We start from the raw sequence: 20,483 nt of genomic DNA, 5'->3' as shown, positions 1-20,483 counted from the left end.
TACACGTTATTCGATTCTTTCCGAAGAGCGGTATTCTGATGCAAGTGTCGCTTTCGGCTTGAGAGCCGGGGGCGGTACGCCTTAAATTTGATTGAGCCTTTCGTGCCGGCCGCAAGGGTTTGCACGATCGGCATTCGGGAGCATGCGCGATGAGAGACCTTTCCGCAGGTCCGCGTGTCCTTCTCAGGCGGCTTCGCGAAATGATGGCGGAGCATCTTGAGCCGCAGGAGCGCCTCGACCAGATTGTCCGGCAGATCGCCAGCAACATGGTTGCCGAAGTGTGTTCCGTTTACGTGCTTCGCTCCGACAGCATTCTCGAGCTTTATGCCACCGAAGGCCTGAACAAGGATGCGGTCCATCTTGCCCAGTTGAAAATGGGGCAAGGCCTTGTCGGTACAATTGCCGCTTCCGCCCAGCCGCTCAATCTTTCCGATGCGCAGGCGCATCCCGCTTTCCGCTATCTCCCTGAAACGGGTGAAGAAATTTATCATTCCTTTCTCGGTGTGCCGATTTTGAGATCCGGTCGCACTCTTGGCGTTCTTGTCGTTCAGAACAAGACCAGCCGAACATACCGGGAGGATGAAGTTGAAGCGCTTGAGACAACCGCAATGCTTATTGCGGAAATCGTGGCGAGCGGCGAATTGAAGAAAATCACCCGCCCCGGCGTGGAATTGGACCTGACCAGAGCGGTCTCCATTGATGGCGACGCCTATGGTGAAGGCATCGGCCTTGGTCACGTGGTTCTCCACGATCCCCGCATCGTCGTCACCAACCTTCTGAACGAAGACGCCGATACCGAAATCCGCCGCCTTGCCGAAGCCATCGGCTCGCTGCGCATTTCGATCGACGACATGTTGCAGCGCCGTGATGTCGCTACCGAAGGCGAGCATCGCGAGGTGCTGGAAACCTACCGCATGTTTGCCCACGACCAGGGCTGGGTGCGCCGTATGGAAGAGGCGATCCGCAACGGCCTGACGGCTGAGGCTGCGGTCGAGAAGGTGCAGAGCGACACCAAGGCGCGCATGATGCGCCTGACCGATCCGTATCTGCGCGAGCGGATGCATGATTTCGACGACCTGGCCAACCGCTTGCTGCGTCAGTTGATGGGCTTTGGTGGCAGAGCCCCAGACCACGAATTTCCTCTCGACGCCATCGTATTGGCGCGCGCCATGGGTGCTGCCGAGCTTCTGGATTATCCGCGTGAGAAGCTGCGTGGCCTGGTGCTGGAAGACGGTGCGGTCACGAGCCATGTGGTGATCGTTGCCCGTGCCATGGGTATTCCCGTCATCGGCCAGGCAACCGGCATCGTGGCGCTGGCCGAAAACAACGACTCGATCATCATCGACGGCGACGACGGCAAGGTGCATTTGCGGCCTGTCACAGACCTGCAGCGCGCCTATGAAGAGAAGGTTCGCCTCCGCGCCCGCCGCCAGGAACAGTTCCGTGCACTGCGTGACGTGGAGCCGATCACGAAGGATGGCCAGAAGGTCAGCCTGAAGATGAATGCCGGCCTGCTGGTCGATCTTCCGCAGTTGGAAGAGTCTGGCGCAGACGGTATCGGTCTCTTCCGCACCGAACTGCAATTCATGATCGCATCGACCATGCCGAAGGGCGAGGAGCAGGAGGCCTTCTACCGAAGTGTCCTGCGCCAGGCCAAGGGCAAGCCGGTGACCTTCCGCACGCTTGATATCGGCGGCGACAAGGTCGTCTCCTATATGCGGGGCCAGGAGGAAGAAAATCCGGCGCTCGGATGGCGCGCCATTCGTCTGTCGCTCGACCGCCCGGGCTTGCTTCGCACCCAGATGCGGGCGCTTCTGCGTGCGGCCTCCGGCGCGGAATTGAAGATGATGTTGCCGATGGTGACGGAAGTCTCGGAAATTCATGCCGTTCGCGAGTTGATGCAGAAGGAAGTTCAGCATCTTTCGAAGTTCAGTCACGCGCTGCCGCGCAAGCTGCAATTCGGTGTGATGCTGGAAGTGCCGTCGCTGATGTGGCAGCTCGACGAACTGATGTCGGAAGTGGATTTCGTTTCGGTCGGATCGAACGATCTGTTCCAATTTGCGATGGCGGTGGACCGCGGCAATGCGCGTGTCTCGGATCGCTTCGACAATCTGGGCAAGCCGTTCCTTCGCATTCTGCGCGACATCATTCGGGCTGGCGAACGCAACAACACTCCGGTGACGCTCTGCGGCGAAATGGCAAGCAAGCCATTGTCGGCCATGGCGTTGATCGGGCTCGGTTTCCGGTCGATTTCCATGTCGCCAACGGCGATCGGTCCGGTGAAGGCGATGCTGCTTGGGGTCGATGCCGGGCTGCTGGCGGAAGAGTTGAATGCGGCGCTCGATGACAGCAAATCATTGGAAAGTACGCGTGATTTGCTGGTGCGGTTTGCTTCGACCCATTCGATCCCTATCTAAGCACGATTATAAAAAGTGGAGTATGTGACAGGTGGCGAAGCTTCCCGTCGAGAAAATGCGTGAGCTTGAACGCCGCTTCGGCGAGATCGAAGCCCGAATGTCGGCAGGTCCGTCCGCGGATGTCTATGTCAAGCTTGCGTCCGAGTATTCGGAATTGCAGCCCGTGGTAAAGACCATCCGGGAATATGAGAAGGCCAAGGCTGAGGCTGCCGATCTGGAAGCGATCCTGTCCGACAAGACGATGGATCGCGACATGCGCGAACTGGCCGAAGCCGAACTGCCCGATCTCTCCGAACGCATCGAAGCGTTGGAGAAGGAGATGCAGATCCTTCTGCTGCCGAAGGACGCGGCGGACGAAAGAAGCGCGATCCTTGAAATCCGCGCAGGAACCGGTGGGTCCGAAGCCGCGCTCTTTGCCGGCGATCTCTTCCGCATGTATGAGCGTTTCGCCAGCGGCAAGGGCTGGAAGGTGGAAGTGCTGTCCTCAAGCGAAGGGGAAGCGGGCGGCTTCAAGGAAATTATTGCCACGATCACTGGCCGCGGCGTGTTTTCCAAGCTGAAATTCGAATCCGGCGTTCACCGTGTTCAGCGTGTGCCGGAAACCGAAGCGGGCGGGCGCATTCACACGTCTGCGGCAACGGTCGCCGTGTTGCCGGAAGCCGAAGATATCGACATCGAAATCCGCCCGGAAGATATCCGCATCGATACGATGCGGGCATCCGGTGCCGGTGGTCAGCACGTCAACACGACCGACTCTGCCGTGCGCATCACCCATCTGCCGACCGGTCTCATCGTCACGTCATCGGAGAAGTCGCAACACCAGAACCGTGCCAAGGCCATGCAGGTTCTGCGCTCCAGGCTTTACGATATCGAGCGGCAGAAGGCCGACAGCGAGCGCTCAGCCGACCGTAAGAGCCAGGTCGGTTCCGGCGATCGCTCAGAGCGCATCCGCACCTACAACTTCCCCCAGGGTCGGGTCACCGACCACCGCATCAACCTGACGCTCTACAAGCTCGATCGCATGATCGAAGGCGATATCGATGAGCTGGTCGATGCGTTGATTGCCGATTATCAGGCGGGCCAGTTGGCTCAGCTTGGCGAGCAGCAGTGAGCGTCGAGACGACCGTTCAAGCTTTGGTGGCCGATGCGAAGCGGCGCCTGGCTGTTGCGGGCATTGCCGATCCTTCGACGGATGCGCGGATATTGATCGGCGACGTGATCGGCTTTTCTCTGACCGATTTCGTTCTGAAAGGGTCTCGGCCCGTTCATCCCGATGAAGCGCACCGGATCGAAGAACTGATCGCGCGGCGTGAAAAGGGGGAGCCAGTCCACCGCATCCTGGGACACCGCGAATTTTACGGCCTGGACTTTCTCATGTCAGCCGGGACGCTGGAGCCGAGGCCGGATACCGAAGTGCTGGTCGAGGCGGTGTTGCCGCATCTGCGGGCCGTGGTTGCACAAAAGGGTGAGGCACGCATTCTCGATATGGGGATTGGCACGGGTGCCATATGCCTGTCGCTGCTGCATTCTATTCCCGAAGCCACGGGGGTCGGCAGCGATGTATCGATGGATGCCCTGGCAACTGCATTTCGCAATGCGGAAAGATTTGGGCTCGAGACGCGGTTCGAGACGGTGGAAAGCGACTGGTTCGATCATATTTGCGGGCGCTTCGACATAATCTTGTCAAACCCGCCTTATATTAGAACAGATGTCATCGATACACTGGATCGCGAAGTTCGCGAGTTTGATCCCTTGGTCGCCCTGGATGGCGGTGCGGATGGCCTTCTCCCCTACAGAGTTATAGCTGAAAAAGCAGTGGATTTTCTCGAAAGTGGTGGAGTGGTCGGGGTCGAAATAGGCTACGATCAAATGGCAGATGTAACGACCATATTTGCATCGCAGGGATATGATTGCGTGGACCGCGTCAAAGACTACGGCGGCAACGATCGCGTATTGATATTTCGCAGATAGGTCAAAAAACAGCTGCGGGTGTTTTGTTCAAGGATATTTTGCAAAGCAAAAGAAAAGGCTTGGATTTCCGCAGGAAGCGGGCTAGTTTGCGGCCACATGCCGGGTGGCTGAGGGCGAAATAAGATTCGTCAGGGTTTGGATCAGTCCCGAAGCGGGTTCTCTTGGAGAACTCTGAAAGGCTGGGCATTTCCGGCATGTGATTCAGGAAACTTTGTTCGCAAGCGGCTAGATGCAGCATATGCGCATCAGGTCGGCAAACGCGAAGTCTTGTCTCTTGTGAGAGCAGGACGCGTAATGGTCGCGGTTCAGGAGAGGGCTAATTCCTTGCCGGATCGCATCGAAAAACGATAATTGTCAGCACAACAGAATTCAGGTGAGCAATTGATGAGGCCAGGACAGCAAAACAAGCGCGGCCGGGGGCGTAATAATAACAACAACAATAATAATGGCGGCGGAAACAATAACAATTTCAACCGTAAAGGTGGAAATCCGCTGACCAGAACCTATGATAGTTCCGGCCCCGATGTGAAGATTCGCGGCACTGCCCAGCATATTGCGGAAAAATACGCCGCGCTCGCACGTGATGCTCAAAGCTCCGGCGACCGCGTCATGGCGGAAAATTACCTGCAGCACGCCGAACATTATAACCGTATCATCGCATCCGCCCAGGCGCAGATGCAGGAACGTTTCCAGCGCGAAGATCGCGGCGAATACGGCAATGATCGTGACGGCGACGATATGGACGGCAATGACAATGACGACGTCGTCGTTGTGCTGCCCGTCGCGCATGAGCAGAACGAACAGCGCGCGCAGCGTCAGGACCAGCCCGAACGTCAGGAGCGCCAAGAGCGGCCAGAGCGTCAAGAACGGCAAGATCGTCCGGACCGTGGTGAGCGTCGCGATCGCCGCGAGCGTCCAAATCGCCCTGAACGTCAGCCGCGCGAAGCGCAGGCCGAAGAGGGCGCAGAAGCCGTTGTCATCGCGCCGGTTTACGATGCAAGCTCTGCACCGCAGCCCGTGATCGAAGGCACGCCAAAGGAAGTGGCTGTTGAAGAGGAAGCCCAGGCTGAAGCCGGTGCAGGCGAGCGCGCACCGCGCCGCACGCGCAGCACCAGCCCGCGTCCTCGCCGCCCACGTCGCACGGCAGGCGCCGAAGAGGCAGAAGGCGAACAGCCTTCCGAATTGGAGAAGGCTGCCGAGTAAGGCTGCCCTTTCACATTGAGAAAAAGAAAAAGCGATGGGTGGAAATCCATCGCTTTTTTGTTGAGATGCCGAGGGCATCCCTACAGCATCTGCCCGAAAACCGGACTCGATTTTCGGAAGCACGATGTGTCGATTCAAAAAGGTAAAGCGTCCTTTGTGCGTCCAACAGAACGCATGGCGCTTCAAAGTCTACGCATAGGCCCAACACTTGGTTCGATATTAGGGTTGGTGTGTCGCAGTCACGCGTTACGCAAACGCCCCTGCATCAGGTCGATAACCGCGCGGGCGGCTTCCAATACGTTGGTGCCAGGGCCGAAGACCGCAGCCACACCGTGGTCCAGCAGGAACTCGTAGTCCTGACGCGGAATGACGCCGCCGACGATGACGATGATGTTCTCTCCGCCCTTGGCCTTCAACGCTTCGACAAGCTGCGGCGCAAGCGTCTTGTGGCCCGCAGCAAGCGATGACATGCCAACCACATGCACCTTGTTCTTGACCGCGAGATCGGCCGCTTCCTCAGGCGTCTGGAAGAGCGGCCCTGCGAGCACATCAAAGCCGATATCGCCGAAGGCGGATGCGATGATTTTTGCGCCGCGGTCGTGCCCATCCTGGCCGAGCTTGGCGACCATCATCCGCGGTTTGCCACCGACGCTGCTCGACAGTTCGCCAATCCGGTTGCGCAAGGTGGCAAATTCCGGATCGTCCTCATACGCGGCGCCATAAACATCGTGGACGACTTCCGGGACGGCCAAATGATCTCCGAAGATTGCGCGCATGGCGTCGGAAATCTCACCGACGGTCGCCCTCGCACGCACTGCTTCGACAGCCGCTTCAAGCAGATTTCCTTGTCCCGTGCGTGCAACGTCCGAAAGCGTCGCCAAGGTCTTTTCGACATCCTTCGGGTTGCGCTGGCGTCGCACGCTTTCCAAGCGCTTGATCTGGGACGCCCGAACCGCGGAGTTGTCGATATCCAGAATGTCGAGCGGTTCTTCATTTTCCAGACGGAACTTGTTGACGCCGACGATGATCTCTTCGCCGCGGTCGACGGCGGCCTGGCGCTTTGTCGCAGCCTCCTCGATCAACCGCTTCGGCAAACCGTCATCGACGGCCTTGGTCATGCCACCCAGTTGCTCCACCTCTTCGATGAGAGCCCAGGCTTTTTCAGCAAGCTCGTTCGTCAGGCTCTCGACATAGTAGGAGCCCGCCAGCGGATCGACCACCTTGGTGACACCCGTTTCGTGCTGGAGAATGAGTTGGGTGTTCCGGGCAATGCGCGCGGAAAAATCGGTCGGCAGCGCCATCGCCTCATCGAGTGCATTGGTGTGAAGCGATTGCGTGCCGCCAAGCACGGCGGAGAGCGCCTCATAGGCCGTGCGGATAACGTTGTTGAACGGGTCCTGCTCCTGAAGCGACACGCCGGAGGTCTGGCAGTGGGTGCGCAGCATCATTGAGGATGCCTTTTGCGGATTGAACTCTTCCATGATCCGCGACCAGAGCAGGCGGGCAGCGCGAAGCTTCGCTGCCTCCATGAAGAAATTCATGCCGATGGCGAAGAAGAAGGAGAGGCGGCCAGCGAAATCGTCGACGTTCAGCCCCTTCTTCAGAGCGGCCCGCACATATTCGCGACCATCTGCCAGCGTGAAGGCCAGTTCCTGCACCAGCGTCGCGCCGGCTTCTTGCATGTGATAGCCGGAGATGGAGATGGAATTGAAGCGCGGCATTTCACGCGCCGTATATTCGATGATGTCGGCAATAATCCGCATCGAGGGTTCCGGCGGGTAGATATAGGTGTTGCGCACCATGAATTCTTTGAGAATGTCGTTCTGTATGGTGCCGGAAAGCTCGGCGCGTGCGCATCCCTGTTCTTCCCCGGCGACGATGAAGGAAGCGAGGATCGGGATCACTGCACCATTCATCGTCATGGAAACCGACATGTCCTTCAAGGGAATGCCGTCAAACAGGATTTTCATGTCCTCGACGGAATCGATCGCGACACCCGCCTTGCCGACATCCCCGACCACGCGCTCGTGGTCGCTGTCATAGCCGCGATGGGTGGCAAGATCGAAGGCGACGGAAAGGCCTTTTTGACCGGCGGCCAGATTGCGCTTGTAGAACGCGTTCGATTCTTCAGCAGTCGAGAAGCCGGCATATTGGCGGATCGTCCAGGGGCGACCCGCATACATCGTCGCCCGTGGGCCACGGACGAAGGGCTTGAACCCCGGCAGGCTATCGAGGTGGGAGACCTTCTCCAGGTCTTGCGCGGTGTAGAGCGGCTTGACGGCAATGCCCTCGGGGGTCTGCCAGGTCAATGTGTCGGGGGACCGCTTGAGTTCTTTCTCTGCCAGTTTCTCCCAATCCATCACCGACTTTTCCTCCGTCATGCCTGTCTCCCGTTGCGTTATGTCCTGCGCCGGTGGCCGCGCCCTTCCGGGCGCCACTCCTGCAAAGACAAAAACGTTCATCTCTCCATCCGGTCGCATCTGAATGCGGCTGAATGTACAGGTTAGAAAGCAATCGATGAATTAACAACCGCTACGATCGAACAAGTCTATGCCTTGCGTCCAAGCGACATGATGCGTTCGCGCAGTGCCTTGGCCAGATTGCGGGTATTTCGGTACATGTGCACCTGCGCTGCTACCTGACGCACGTCACGGTCGCTGTTTTCCGAAAGGCCGATGACCAGCGTTCCCATCTCGGCATCCGTGCCCCACAATTGGTTCACGGGCAGCTCGTCGTCTGCAACGCAGCTGTCGGTGCGAATGATGTTGGCATCGTCAAGCTGCCATTCGGTCAGCCGATGGGCAAGAAGCCGCTCCGGCATATAGTTGGCGTAGCGCGCGTTGAACGCTGCCTTCCAGATATAGGCCTCGCCCATGGCCATAAGGATGACGACAGAGGCGATAGCTTCACCGTTGAGGTTCAGCGTATGAATACGCGCGGAGTCGATTTCTGCCAGGTTGTTGATGGCTTCGCGGGCGAAGGCGGTGCGGTAGCGATCGGTAACGAGCGCATTGCGCTTGCGGTTACTCGCGCCATGCGCCTCGAGCGCCAGAAACTCCTCCATCCGCATGCGCACGTCACGCGCCTGACGGGCGACGTCGTAGGTGACCTCTCCCATTGCTTCAAGATCAGACCATTTCGCCTTCAGAAACGCGCGCTCGTCGGACGAAAGCCGGTTGTGGAGAAAGCTGTCAGCATCCGGACCGTTTTCCAGAAGCGGTCGTCTGTCACGTTCTGCGGTCGCAACCGGAAGGTTGCGGGTCATGGCGATCGTTCGGATCATCCGCACGAAGGGGCCATTCAGCCGCACCAGCGGAAGGACGAGCACTTTGGGCAGTCTCAGTTCCGCCTGCATCAGGGCATCGATGAGATTGTCGATCGTTTCGCCTGCGCCCTCGATGTCGACAAGCGGCGTTCCGAGCGGACCAAACGGATTGGCCCAGGCCCGCAAGATGGATGGGCCGACGGAGAAGCCAGGCTTCTCGACGGTAAAAGGCATGAGAAACCGCATGCGGCTGCGCGTGCCATTTTCATCCCGCATCAGAGCGAAGCGAACGGAACGGTCATCGATGCGCGGCATGGCTGGTGCGAGCAGTCGCCCGGTAAAAAAGACGTTCGGCTCCATGACGCGATTGGACAGGAAATCGAGTTCTTCCTGAAGGTCATAACCGAGCTGGGCGGGATAGATGCAAAATTCGCGACCCTCGCGACCGACGCGGATACTGCTATCGGCCTCAGGTCGCTCCAGGTCAGCGGAGGTCTTCACCATGGCGAATCGATCTTCGCTGAAATCCGGATTGTTTGGGTCGCTTGCCATGCTTTTCTATACCATTGCTGGATGTAGGATTACCATAAAAGCCAAAGCAGCTTCAGTACTTTAATTGGTTTCAGGCAAAAGGGACCGGCGACAAATCCTCGGGCGCGCACATTTATCACAACATCCTCATCATATATCGAAATCGCGCGAATGTTGAGGGCCGTCTAAAACGAAATATTCGCATATGATCATAAATCTGGAACGATAGGCGCGCGTTTGCGGGGAGGAAGAACGCCGAGCACCAGAGCGCAACCGATGATGATGATACCGGCCCCGACGAATTGCGCTACCGATAGCGGCTCATCCAGCAAAAATGCGCCGATGAACACGGCAATGACGGTCACCACGAATTCCACGCTGATCGTTTTTGTCGCGCCGATCGTGGCGACCAGGCGGAAATAGGTGATGTAGGTCAGCGCGCTCATCAATATGGCGAGGGCGAAGAGGTAGCCGATATCGAGGAGAGACGGCATGGTGGTGATCGGCACCACGGCAAACAGGGGCAAAGTAACGACGCCACCGGCGAAGAACGAGCCGATGGTGATTTCCCAAGAGCCGGTGCCTTTCAGGTAGCGGCTGGCATAATTGCTGCCGAAGGCGGCGCAGAGGCAGCCGAGCATGCAGGAAATGCAGCCGAGCACGAATGCTTGAGTGACCGGAACCGCAGGGAAGCCCACCAGGATAACGATGCCGAGGATACCGAAAGCAATACCGAGAAGCGACTGCGCGGATATCTTCTCCAGGCCCCAGAACTGGCCGATCAGCATGGAAAACAGCGGGATGCTGGCGACGAGAATGGCGGCCATTGCCGTACCGATCAGTGCTGTGGCGTAAGAGAGGCCAATCAGCTGGCCGGCAACGGTCGTTGCCCCCACCATCGCGAAGGCGCGCCATCCGGCGGAGAAATCCAGGTGACGGCCGATTGCCTTGGCGACGAGATAGAGCGTGATGCTGGCGATGAAGCATCTGAGCGAGACGGCCCCCACCCAGCCAAAAGCGCCGACCGTATGAAGCACGAGCATGAAGGAGAAGCCCCACGCCACGGCAAGAAAGAGATAGGCGGCGAGTTGGCCCGGTTTCATGGCAAGGATCGTTCCGGCAAGAGGGATGATGCCGGAACAGTTAGGCAAGGCCCTGGATTCGGTCAAATGGATTTTCCCGAATGATGGTGCCGCAAGTCGCATTATAGCGTTGCCAGCAGCCGGTTGCTCAACATGCCGGCTGAGGCCGCCTGCATGGAGACTTTCTTCTCCACTGCCTCGATGACGGTATCGGTGAAATCCACATTCGTGAGTTCGCGAATATGGCCGAGGCCGCCAGGGGAAAAGACATTCACTTCAAGGATCTTGTCGCCGACGATATCGAGGCCGACGAGGAACATGCCGTCCTCAACGAGCTTCGGTCGCATCATTTCGGCAAGGGCGAGCACATCGTCATTGACCTCGACCGCTTCCGCCGTGCCGGAGGCGTGGATGTTCGAACGAAGATCGCCCTTGGCCGGAACACGACGAAGTGCGGCATAGGCCCCGTCACGCATCAAAGGCTTGCCGTTCATCATGAAGAAGCGGATATCGCCGCTCTTTGCCGCGGGCAGATAAGCTTGGGCGATGAGATAGCCTTCGATACTGACCGCCTCGAATATCTGATTCAGGTTGGTTTCCTTGGACGAGCCGATCTTGAAAACGTTCTTGCCGCCGGAACCCTGCAAGGGTTTGACGATGACGCCCTTGGGGTGGGCATCGGCGAAAGCGCGAATTTCCTCAACGTTGCGCGAAATCAGCGTTGTCGGACGAACGATCTCAGGGAAGCTTTGGAAGTAGAGTTTGTTCTGGGCCAGCGCCAGACCTTCCGGATCGTTGAGAACAATTACGCCTCGCTGCTCCGCCAGTCGTCCGAAGAGAATGCCGGAGTGTACGGCCCAAGGCCGCGCGGTCTGATCGAGCGAGGGGTCGTTGCGCAGCATCAGCGCGTCGATCTCTTCGATATCGATCGTCTCGCGCTGCAATTGCCGTTCCTGCAGAGCTGCGTGGAAAGCCTCCACCTTCTTGTATTTTTGCTTCGGCATGACCAGCGCATGGACGACAAGCGTGTCATCCGGGCGCAAGGTGAAGTCCCCAGGCGTCAGATAGATGACCTCGTGGCCGCGATTGAGCGCGGCCATGGCCAGAAGCCCTGTGGCGTAGCTTGGATGTTCGCCTTCGATTGAATTGACAAAGAACGCTAGGCGCATGGTCCCCTCCTTAAAGCGTGGCCATTTCGGCGATGGAAAGTCCTGATCGTATTTTTTCGAGCCGTTCATTGGCGCGTGTCAGTGAGAGAAAGGCCGGCCGGATGCCGGGCGGCCGCAGCAGGCCGCGGAGCGAAAGCTCCTGCATGATGGGGAAATGAGCCGCCGAAATCTTGCCCATCCAGAAGGGATCTAGAGCGCCGCCTTTACGAAGATGGTGGAGGATTTCGCTCAACCCACGAAGATAGATGGCGTCTTTCGGTAGCCCGCCGCCGCGATAGACGCGCAGCACCATGTTGAAGGCATTCGCCTGATCAAAATGATGCTCATCCGTGACCAGTCGATAGGTCTCGACGAAACTTGCCCCATCGAGCATGGCAGCACAGGCGACGACGCGTCCGGCGACGAGGCGAAGGCGCTGGCGTGTCATGCCGCCCGAAAGATGTTCGGCCAGCACAGCCAAGCCTTCCTGCACGCCCTCATAGCCGGAGAGGCCGCTGCGAAAGAGCCGAAGGCCCTGAGCCGAACCGTTGAAGTAGGTGAGCAGGTGGACCCCGATCTCGTGGTGTAGCAAGGCGTCGAGGCGGCGCTGCTCCATCACCGTGTGGCGGGAAATCAGCAGCTTTTCGCCGGTCACCATCAGACCCGGCGGAAGGTCATCACGGATTTCGACGCGCGCCTTGAAGCTCGCCTCCTCCTGATGATAGGCGTCGACCATCTCGCGGGCCTTTTGCGCAACTTCGTAGCAGCCGACCATCGGGATATCATCTTCATTGGCAGGCATCTTACAACGCGCGAGAACATCGAGCGCGAGGGTTAGTAGTTCCGGTTCGACCGAACTGTAAAGCGCACGGCCAAAATCGGTATATTGCCGCTTGTGCAAGTGGGCGAGCATCGTCAGCTGCAGGTCGATCTCCTGCTGCTTTTCGCGGTAAAGATGATAGAGGACCGGGTCTTCCAGATGGTCGAAGGCGACCGAATAGAGCTTGCGCTTCTGCTCTTCAACATCGACCCCCAGCGGGCGATAGAGGAAATGCGGCGCATACTCAAAATCGCTTTGCTTGAATTCCTCGAAGGCCTGGCGCGCGTTTATCGGCGTCACCGACAGGAGGAAATCGAAGGACTGAGCGATTTCATCAACCGAGCGATCGGCACGACGCACCGCATCGACAAACGCTTTTCGCCCGAGCGCCCGATGGGTGGTGATGTTCAGCGTGTTCGTTTCTGTCGCGAAGGCTGAGAAAGCACGAAGCCCTGCATCGAAAAGATCGGCAATCATGGTTTCGCGAAGACCGGGATAGTCGGTACCTGATTCCGGCTGACGATAGATGGGCGCGAAGCGAACGCTGATGCAGGGGAAAGAAATACCAGCCTCTCTCAGCCGCAAGATCGGATCCTGTGCGGGTTCCGGCCGCGTGATGCGCGGGGTGCGGAACCGTATCTCGGCATCGCAAATCGCCTTGATGAAGGCTTTTCGGGCATTCTGCGTCTCGGGTTCCGTAGTCGCGGAAACGGCAACTTCGTAATGCGGCAGGAAGGGGGAGTCGTCAGCCAACAGGATATCGTGCTCCAGTTCACCGATATCGAGAACGACGAAGGCGCCGAAGCGCTTGACCATCTCATTGCCAATCGCCTGGATGATCGGTGCGGCTTCGCTCAAGCTCGAGGCGATGAGGTAGGATGCATTGGCAGAGGCAATGTCGCGCGCGGCAAGGTTCTTTGTTCCGTAGGTCAAGTGCAGGCACAGGAACGGAAGCGGCCTGTCGATATGAAGACGACCATCCTTGCCGACATCCTTGCGGATCGCCTGTCCCTCAGACAAAGCAGTTGAGATTTGCGACAGCAGCGGCTCTTCTTTTGCCTGCTTGATCGGGGAGACACTGCTCATTGGCTCTCTCGCAGCAACCGTTCAAGCAGCGTTTCCAACGCGTTCATCGTGCGGCGAATATCGGCGATTACCCGTGTATCCGGTTCTCCGGTCCACTCGTCCATGAAGATCTTCTTGAACTCGATGGCAATGGCACATCCGGTGTCCGGATAGGTCTCATGAACGAACCGCGTTTGTTCGCCGCGTCCCTGAAATGCAACATTTTCACGAACGTCCAGCTTGCGGCCACCGATCTCAGCAGAGGCAAAGTGCTCCATCACGGCGTCCACCGCAAAGGCCCAGCGGCCGCGATCCATAGAGATGGTGCCGATGTTGATGTCGGGCGCCTTTTCCTGCGCAGTGACAGGCCCATCGGCGCCCTGGCGGCGGTGATTGTAGCTGTGAACGTCCAACAGAATAAAGCGACCATGTGACCTTTCGATCCGATCCAGAAAGGCAGACAGCATCGCGTAATAGTCGTCGTGCACGGAGAGAGACGCGGCAATGGCGGCGTCGGATGGACGCGCGCGCCAGACCTCCAGCCCCCAGGACTGGTCCGGCGTGAGATAGATCGCGGCGTCCCTTGCACGATTGAGGTCGATCTCGAAGCGCGATCGCTGCCCGATGATCCTGTTTGTCAGGCCGCCGATCATCTCACCGGTATAGGGATCTTCCTCATAGAGCCGTTCTTCATCGGAAAGCGCCATCGTATCGAGGAGATCATCGCGCAGGAGATGACCGTCATGGATCGCGGTGCCAATGATCGGTGAGCTGCCAAATGACGCCGACCAGATTTGTCTCTTTGATGTGTTGGGACTTGCGCCGTTTTCCGTCATTTTCCCCTCATGAACTCGGGTGGGAAACACGAAAGCGCGAATGTTGGTTCCAGGATACCTCTATTGGATCATGGAACGGCCTAAGACGTGTCGCGATCCTTCAGATTCGCTTCTGACGCTCTAAGCTTTTGTTTTGTCGCATGTCGGTATCGCAAACCGCTGTACAGTTTTGCGTTAATCATGCTTTTAAGAGCAGCTTACGCGCTCAACCTCGGCGAATGCAAAACCGGTGGCCGTCCACGGTCTTGATTGTCTCGAGAAGAGTATGACCATCTTCCCGGCACATATGCGGAATATCGATGACCGCCAGAGGGTCGGTCGTCTCGACAACCAGGTCTTCACCAGAAAGCATGGCGGAAAGCTTCTTGCGACTGCGCAAAACAGGAAGAGGGCATTTCAGCCCCCTCAGATCAAAAACGGCATCGGTTGCCAAGGTCACTCCTTGGCCCAGAACTTCCAGAACGGTTTCTTTGCCGGTTCTTCCTGTGCCGTTGCGCTGAATGCGAGCGGGTTGACGGCGGGAACGGGGATGGCCTGCGTCGCTGCCGCTGGTGCTGGATGCGTCTGAACCTGTGCCGCGGCCGCGAGCATGACGGATGTCGGGCGGGCAGCGACCGCAGGCTGAGATGGTGTTGGCTGAGAGGCCGGAGCGGTCGTGCGCGGTGCCGAACCAGAGGCCGAGGCAATGGCGGTTGCCCCGGTTGCGGAAATCCCCTTTGCGGCCTTCTTTTCCATCAGTGCGGCGAATTCGGTTTCTTTCATCAGCTTACCGGCCTTCAGCGCCGAGCCGGTCGGCGCGTAAGCCGGTTCGCGACCTTTGCGCTTTTCTGCAACCAGAACCTTGCGCTCGGCCTCGGTCGGATCATACCAGACCATGCCGTCGAACTTCTTCATCGCCTTGTCGTAGGCAAGGTCGTAGGTCTTGTTGTAGCTGACCATTGTGCTGGCGAGGGCCGGCGGCGTGCTCATGGCGGGGCAGGTTGCAGCAGCGTTGAACTGCCCACCCTGTGCCTGCTGATTGAAGACGTATTTCTTCTCGCAGACATTCACTTCGGGCGGACGCTTGGTGACTTCGAAATGATCGTAGCCGACCTTCAGCATCTTCCAGAATTCGTAATTCTCGCTTTTGTGGTGGCGCGCCATGTTTTCCGCGGTCATGCGGAATGGCAGCGCCTGAAGCTGGATCGTCTTCTGGCCACCCTTGAAGGCGTCGCGCGCGAAGGCATAGATCTCCAGCATCTGCGCGTCGGTCATGGAGTAGCAGCCCGATGACGAGCACGCGCCATGGATCATCAGGTTCGTGCCGTTGCGGCCGTTCGCCTGGTCGTAGCGGTTCGGGAAGCCGGTATTGATCGAAAGATAGTAGTTCGAATAGGGATTCATGTGGCCGGGAGAAAGGTTGTAGAATCCCTCAGGCGCCTGCCTGTCCCCCTCTTTGACCTTCGGTCCGAGTTTGCCGGACCAAGCGCAGATATCGTAGGACGCAATCACCTCGAACCGGTTGTCGCGTCGCGCCTTCCAGACTTCCAGCTTGCCTTCTTCCTTCAAGATGCGAATCATGATCGGCGCATTGCGATCCATGTTCTTCTTGTCCATCTCGGCAAGGATGGTGGGGGCGAGGGGATAATCGACCTTGTTTTTGACATGAGACACGTCACGCTCGACGGTTTCGAGCGTTTCGTTACAGCCCGCAAGCATTAGACCGGCGCAGGCAAGAAGAGCGATGTGTCTCAAACGCATGGGCGTCATACCGATTTGCATGATGTCTAATGCTCGTAAGGTAAATTGAATTTGATTACAAGTCAGTTGTTTTCTCTCGTGATTCAGGTCGTTGCGGCTTGGCTCTTGATCGCTATATTCAGGTCATGATCGCATTGTTCGAAGCCTACTGGCCCCACGTTCTCGCACTGCTCTCGCTTGTCATGGGGACCGTGGCTGCGGTCCATGCCACAATGACCAAACAGGAAGTACGATCCGCCCTCGGTTGGGTCGGCGTGATCGTGCTGTCTCCCATCATTGGCGCGTTGCTCTATGCCATTGCCGGCATCAACCGGATCAGGCGCAGCAACCTTGGGCAACAGCGGTCTTTGATGCATGGCACGATCATGGACAGGGTGGCGCGGTTCGACGCGGACAACGCCCTGGTCGTCGAGCGTTTCGGCCGACGCTTTGTGGCAATGAAGACCGTGGGTGACCGGGTGACGCGTGCGGCGCTGACCACAGGCAATACCATCGAGACCCTGTCCGATGGAGACGAGGCCTATGCGGCCATGCTTGACGCCATCGGTCACGCGCGCCGGTCGATCATCCTGGAAACCTATATTCTTGATCACGACCGGATCGGGCTTCGCGTCGTCGCAGCACTCGCCCGCGCCAAGGAACGGGGTGTCGAGGTTCGTGTGCTGGTCGACGCTGTCGGCGCGCGATACTCAGTACCAAGCATCCTCTCCAAACTGCGGCTGGAAGAAATCAAATCCGCGGTCTTCAATGGCAATGTGATCATGGGGCTGCGGCTGCCCTATGCCAATCTGCGTACGCACCGCAAGATCCTGATCGTCGACGGCAAGATCGCCTTTACCGGCGGCATGAATATTCGCGAAGGCTTCACCCGCGAGTTCCATGGAGACAAGCAGTCGCACGACACGCATTTCAAGGTCCAGGGGCCGATCGTCGCCGATCTTTTCACGGTCGCAGCCGAGGACTGGCGCTTTGCAAGCGGTGAGCGTCTGGACGGACCTGTGTGGGATATCACCATTCCTGACGGCGTTCCCGGTCAGCCGATCCTGATGCGCGCGGTGGCCTCCGGACCGGACAACAGCATCGAGACGAGCCACAAGATGCTGATGGGTGCGTTCTCCATCGCGCGGTCCTCGATCCGCATCATGTCGCCTTACTTCCTGCCGGATCGCGAACTGATTTCCGCCCTGACGACGGCCGCGCGTCGAGGCGTCGCGGTGGATATCATCGTTCCGGCGACCAACAACCTGATGCTGGTCGATCGTGCCATGACGGCACAGTTCGACCAGTTGCTGAGGAGTTACTGCCGCATATGGCGCGCCACCGGCCAATTCAATCACTCCAAGCTTCTGGTGATCGATGATCGCTGGTCCTATGTCGGCTCGTCAAATCTCGATCCTCGATCACTTCGATTGAACTTTGAGGTGGATATGGAAGTTCTGGATGAAGGCTTTGCGAACACGGTGTCGGAGCGAATAGGTCTGGCACTCGAGAATGCAACGCCGGTGAAGCTGGAAGAGTTGAGAGCAAGGCCGTTCCTCGTTCGTCTGACGGAACGGATATTGTGGTTGGCCTCGCCTTACCTTTGACATCGGCATCGGGTTGAACCCATGACGCGACCATGCGTCGATTGAAGGAACTAGAGCGTCCCTTGTGCGTCCCAAAGACGCGCGGCGCTTACGACAGGAAAACGATGCGACCGAAAAACGATAGTCTCCCTGCAGTTTTCATCTCGTCGCTGCGCAACCGCAAGAACCGGCGCTGTATAGACGAGGTCTCGATCGAGGAGACCTCTCCGGTCGTGGCCTCCTACAATGTGCACAAATGCATCGGTCGCGACGGCAAGTTTGATCCTGATCGCATATGCAAGGTCATTCACGAGTTGCGAGCCGACGTCGTCGCGCTCCAGGAGGCCGATAGTCGATTTGGCGAGCGGACGGGCCTGCTCGATCTCGGGCGGCTCGAACGTGAGTGCGGGCTGACGCCGGTGCAGGTGGCCGGTACCAGCAAGGCGCATGGCTGGCACGGCAATGTCGTGCTGTTCCGCGAAGGCGCGGTCCGCGATGTTCACACGGTCAAACTGCCTGGGTTAGAGCCGCGCGGCGCACTCGTAGTGGAGTTGGACCTGAAACTCGCGGGGACACTCCGCATCATCGCCGCGCATTTCGGACTTCTGCGGCATTCACGCGCTCAGCAGGCCAAAGCCCTGGTGGAGTTGCTGAACAAGCGAGAAGCGCAGCCAACCGTGTTGATGGGCGATTTGAACGAGTGGCGGCTGGGCAATGGCTCATCACTCAATACCTTCCGCGAGGCCTTTGGGACTTTGCCGCCCGCGGTGCCGAGTTTTCCCTCCGGACTTCCTGTTCTCGCGCTTGATCGCATCATTTCCAATCGCGAAGGCATGATCGAGAAGGTTGAAGCGCATGATAGCGCGCTGGCGCGTGTTGCCTCCGATCACCTGCCGCTGAAAGCGACGATCAATACGGATCTTCTCAAGATGTCCGCTGCTGGCTAGATCGGTGCACGCGCCTTCAAACGCGCAAGGATGCGCCCGCTCCGTGACACTGGGCGCGATGCTTTGCGAACGCCACGTCCAACTCCCCAGTCGACACGATGGAGACAACTGACGCTTGGCTCCAAGATGCGGTATCTGGGTGCCATCATCCCGCCCAATTGGACTTCTAGTCCATCATCGGTGCTGGGGCGATGGACGAGATTCTCCACCTGCTTGAAGGCTTTGGATCAAATCGTTGGAACCATTTTGGGTGTGCGCAATTGAATGTCCGACAAAGACTTCAGGGCTGTTGGGTCACAGAATAAAACAGGAGAAAACAGATGAAAAAGACTTTTGCCGTTACTTTTGCTGCCATGACACTTGGACTGAGCGGTCCGATTAGCGCAGTCGCAGCCGATCTGGCGCCGTACCGCGAAACCTACCAGGACAGCGATGACCGTAATGGCGTTAAGATCGGCTATCTGACCTGCGACGTTGGCGGCGGTGTTGGCTACGTGATCGGTTCGGCCAAGGAACTGGAATGCACGTTCAAGTCCACCGTTGGCGCGCGCCGCACCGACAGCTACACGGGCGTCATCCGCAAGATGGGTGTAGACCTCGGCTTCACCACGCAGGGTAAGCTTGTCTGGGCAGTGTTCGCTCCGACCGCCGGCTATCACCGCGGTTCGCTCTCCGGCCTCTACCAGGGCGCAACGGCTGAAGCCACCGTTGGCGTCGGCATCGGCGCGAACGTCCTCGTCGGCGGTACTGCCGGCTCGATCCAGCTGCAAACTGTCAGCGTGACCGGCCAGGTTGGTCTGAACCTTGCTGCGACCGGCACATCCGTGACCCTGACGCCAGCTAACGGCTGATCGGCATCATCGCGGCCACGTCAAAATGCCGCATGAGCAACAATCGCCCTCTTCGCTATATAGCGGGGAGGGCGTTTTCGTTACCGGACCAGAGAAATCCCATGAAGCCAATCTTGTCGCTCGCCGTTCCACTCGTCTTGCTTGTTACGACCGGGGCTTATGCCGATGGTGATCCGGCAGCGGGTGAACGCGCTTTTGGCAAATGCTCGAACTGTCACAACGTCGATACGCCCCGGACGCGTCTCGGACCACATCTGATGGGCGTTGTGGGAAGGCAGGCGGGTTCCGTTGCCGACTATCCGCATTACTCGCAGGCAATGAAGGATGCTGGAGCAGGCGGTCTTGTCTGGAATGAAGAGGCGTTACGGGAGTTTCTCTCAAGCCCGAAGAAGAAGGTGCCTCGCACCGCAATGCGTTTTTTCGGCCTGTGGAGTGAAACGAAGATCGACAACATCATCGCCTATCTCAAGACAAAACCGGCTCCCTGAACCAGTTATCAACGCGAGGCGAGAATGTCTTCCGCCTCACCGAGAGCCATCGAATAGACGCGGCTCGCCAACTCGAAGCTGTAACCGCCTCTGGCAAAAGCCGAGATTTCCTTGTTCATCCGCTTCTCGTCCACCTCGTCTTCACGGCGGAACGGACCAAACCGTCTCTTACGTGCCAGCACGACGGCTGCGTAAAGATCGTCGCTCGCTTCAAGAGCATGTTCTGCAATGTCCTTGCTGATGCCTTTCTGATTGAGCTTCTGGGCGATCGCCCGCTTGGATTTTCCGCTGCGCACCGCGGAGCGGGTGGTGATTTCGGCAAAGGCATTATCGTCCAGTGCCTTGATCTCATAGGCAAACCGCACCGCGGAGTCGGCCAAAGCGCGGATCTGCTCTGCGGAGATGTCGTCGAATTTCTCTTTGGCCTTGCGGGAAATGGCATCGAAAAGCTGCCGCTCCGTCATCATCCGTCTTTCTAGACGGTAGATCGTGGAGTTCCTGGCCCATGTCAGCATGCGGCTTGTGGGAGCGGTCTCGGTCGGCTCGTTACTCAT

Annotated in this window: 17 protein-coding genes; 8 read left to right on the top strand and 9 right to left on the bottom strand. The window is 58.3% G+C overall.

Features of this window, described 5'->3' with window-relative positions; all coding sequences use genetic code 11:
- Positions 1 to 149: 149 nt before the first annotated feature.
- The 4 genes from ptsP to PVA19_RS05830 all read left to right on the top strand — a co-directional run bounded on the left by ptsP (position 150) and on the right by PVA19_RS05830 (position 5,591).
- Positions 150 to 2,417, top strand: coding sequence for a phosphoenolpyruvate--protein phosphotransferase (gene ptsP / locus PVA19_RS05845; RefSeq protein ID WP_274101536.1), 2,268 nt, complete (start codon positions 150 to 152; stop codon positions 2,415 to 2,417).
- Between the two features lie 31 nt (positions 2,418 to 2,448).
- Positions 2,449 to 3,528, top strand: coding sequence for a peptide chain release factor 1 (gene prfA / locus PVA19_RS05840; RefSeq protein ID WP_274101535.1), 1,080 nt, complete (start codon positions 2,449 to 2,451; stop codon positions 3,526 to 3,528).
- Positions 3,525 to 4,388, top strand: coding sequence for a peptide chain release factor N(5)-glutamine methyltransferase (prmC, locus tag PVA19_RS05835; protein WP_274101534.1), 864 nt, complete (start codon positions 3,525 to 3,527; stop codon positions 4,386 to 4,388). Before prfA ends, prmC begins: the two co-directional genes overlap by 4 nt.
- Before the next feature lie 384 nt (positions 4,389 to 4,772).
- On the top strand, positions 4,773 to 5,591 hold the full coding sequence (locus PVA19_RS05830; protein WP_274101533.1) for a DUF4167 domain-containing protein: 819 nt from the start codon (positions 4,773 to 4,775) through the stop codon (positions 5,589 to 5,591).
- A 239-nt stretch (positions 5,592 to 5,830) separates the two neighbouring features.
- Here PVA19_RS05830 and scpA read toward each other — a convergent pair whose 3' ends face one another.
- The 8 genes from scpA to PVA19_RS05790 all read right to left on the bottom strand — a co-directional run bounded on the left by scpA (position 5,831) and on the right by PVA19_RS05790 (position 16,078).
- Positions 5,831 to 7,972 (bottom strand): methylmalonyl-CoA mutase, encoded by a 2,142-nt coding sequence (gene scpA / locus PVA19_RS05825; RefSeq protein WP_274101532.1) that lies wholly within the window; start codon positions 7,970 to 7,972, stop codon positions 5,831 to 5,833.
- 167 nt (positions 7,973 to 8,139) lie between these two features.
- Entirely contained in the window at positions 8,140 to 9,408 is a 1,269-nt protein-coding gene (locus tag PVA19_RS05820) for a GNAT family N-acetyltransferase (protein WP_274101531.1), read from the bottom strand.
- A 188-nt stretch (positions 9,409 to 9,596) separates the two neighbouring features.
- Complete coding sequence (locus PVA19_RS05815) at positions 9,597 to 10,490, bottom strand: DMT family transporter (RefSeq protein ID WP_274101849.1); 894 nt, start codon at positions 10,488 to 10,490, stop codon at positions 9,597 to 9,599.
- Positions 10,491 to 10,591: 101 nt separating this feature from the next.
- Entirely contained in the window at positions 10,592 to 11,638 is a 1,047-nt protein-coding gene (locus PVA19_RS05810) for a glutathione synthase (RefSeq protein ID WP_062423995.1), read from the bottom strand.
- 10 nt (positions 11,639 to 11,648) lie between these two features.
- Positions 11,649 to 13,523 carry a flavohemoglobin expression-modulating QEGLA motif protein gene (locus PVA19_RS05805; RefSeq protein ID WP_274101530.1) on the bottom strand — a complete coding sequence of 625 codons (1,875 nt, stop codon included), beginning with the start codon at positions 13,521 to 13,523 and terminating at the stop codon, positions 11,649 to 11,651.
- Complete coding sequence (locus PVA19_RS05800) at positions 13,520 to 14,338, bottom strand: N-formylglutamate amidohydrolase (protein WP_274101529.1); 819 nt, start codon at positions 14,336 to 14,338, stop codon at positions 13,520 to 13,522. The genes PVA19_RS05805 and PVA19_RS05800 overlap by 4 nt, the downstream gene beginning before the upstream one ends.
- A 205-nt stretch (positions 14,339 to 14,543) precedes the next feature.
- The gene (locus PVA19_RS05795; RefSeq protein ID WP_274101528.1) at positions 14,544 to 14,777 is read right to left on the bottom strand and encodes a sulfurtransferase TusA family protein; all 234 of its coding nucleotides are present in this window, start codon (positions 14,775 to 14,777) and stop codon (positions 14,544 to 14,546) included.
- On the bottom strand, positions 14,774 to 16,078 hold the full coding sequence (locus PVA19_RS05790; protein WP_274101527.1) for a L,D-transpeptidase family protein: 1,305 nt from the start codon (positions 16,076 to 16,078) through the stop codon (positions 14,774 to 14,776). Before PVA19_RS05790 ends, PVA19_RS05795 begins: the two co-directional genes overlap by 4 nt.
- Before the next feature lie 125 nt (positions 16,079 to 16,203).
- On the opposite strand from PVA19_RS05790, the gene cls reads away from it, so the two are divergent.
- The 4 genes from cls to PVA19_RS05770 all read left to right on the top strand — a co-directional run bounded on the left by cls (position 16,204) and on the right by PVA19_RS05770 (position 19,929).
- Entirely contained in the window at positions 16,204 to 17,664 is a 1,461-nt protein-coding gene (gene cls, locus PVA19_RS05785) for a cardiolipin synthase (protein ID WP_062423999.1), read from the top strand.
- 104 nt (positions 17,665 to 17,768) lie between these two features.
- Positions 17,769 to 18,590 carry an endonuclease/exonuclease/phosphatase family protein gene (locus PVA19_RS05780; protein ID WP_112519533.1) on the top strand — a complete coding sequence of 274 codons (822 nt, stop codon included), beginning with the start codon at positions 17,769 to 17,771 and terminating at the stop codon, positions 18,588 to 18,590.
- 320 nt (positions 18,591 to 18,910) lie between these two features.
- Positions 18,911 to 19,441 carry a DUF992 domain-containing protein gene (locus PVA19_RS05775; RefSeq protein ID WP_144620305.1) on the top strand — a complete coding sequence of 177 codons (531 nt, stop codon included), beginning with the start codon at positions 18,911 to 18,913 and terminating at the stop codon, positions 19,439 to 19,441.
- Between the two features lie 101 nt (positions 19,442 to 19,542).
- On the top strand, positions 19,543 to 19,929 hold the full coding sequence (locus PVA19_RS05770) for a c-type cytochrome (protein WP_274101525.1): 387 nt from the start codon (positions 19,543 to 19,545) through the stop codon (positions 19,927 to 19,929).
- An 8-nt stretch (positions 19,930 to 19,937) separates the two neighbouring features.
- Here PVA19_RS05770 and recX read toward each other — a convergent pair whose 3' ends face one another.
- Complete coding sequence (recX, locus tag PVA19_RS05765; protein ID WP_274101524.1) at positions 19,938 to 20,483, bottom strand: recombination regulator RecX; 546 nt, start codon at positions 20,481 to 20,483, stop codon at positions 19,938 to 19,940.

It is taken from the genome of Agrobacterium sp. CNPSo 3708 (assembly GCF_028674915.1).
Lineage (GTDB): Bacteria > Pseudomonadota > Alphaproteobacteria > Rhizobiales > Rhizobiaceae > Agrobacterium > Agrobacterium cavarae.
The sequence above is the reverse complement of the archived record's forward strand: the minus strand, read 5'-3'. Positions and strand labels throughout refer to the sequence as shown.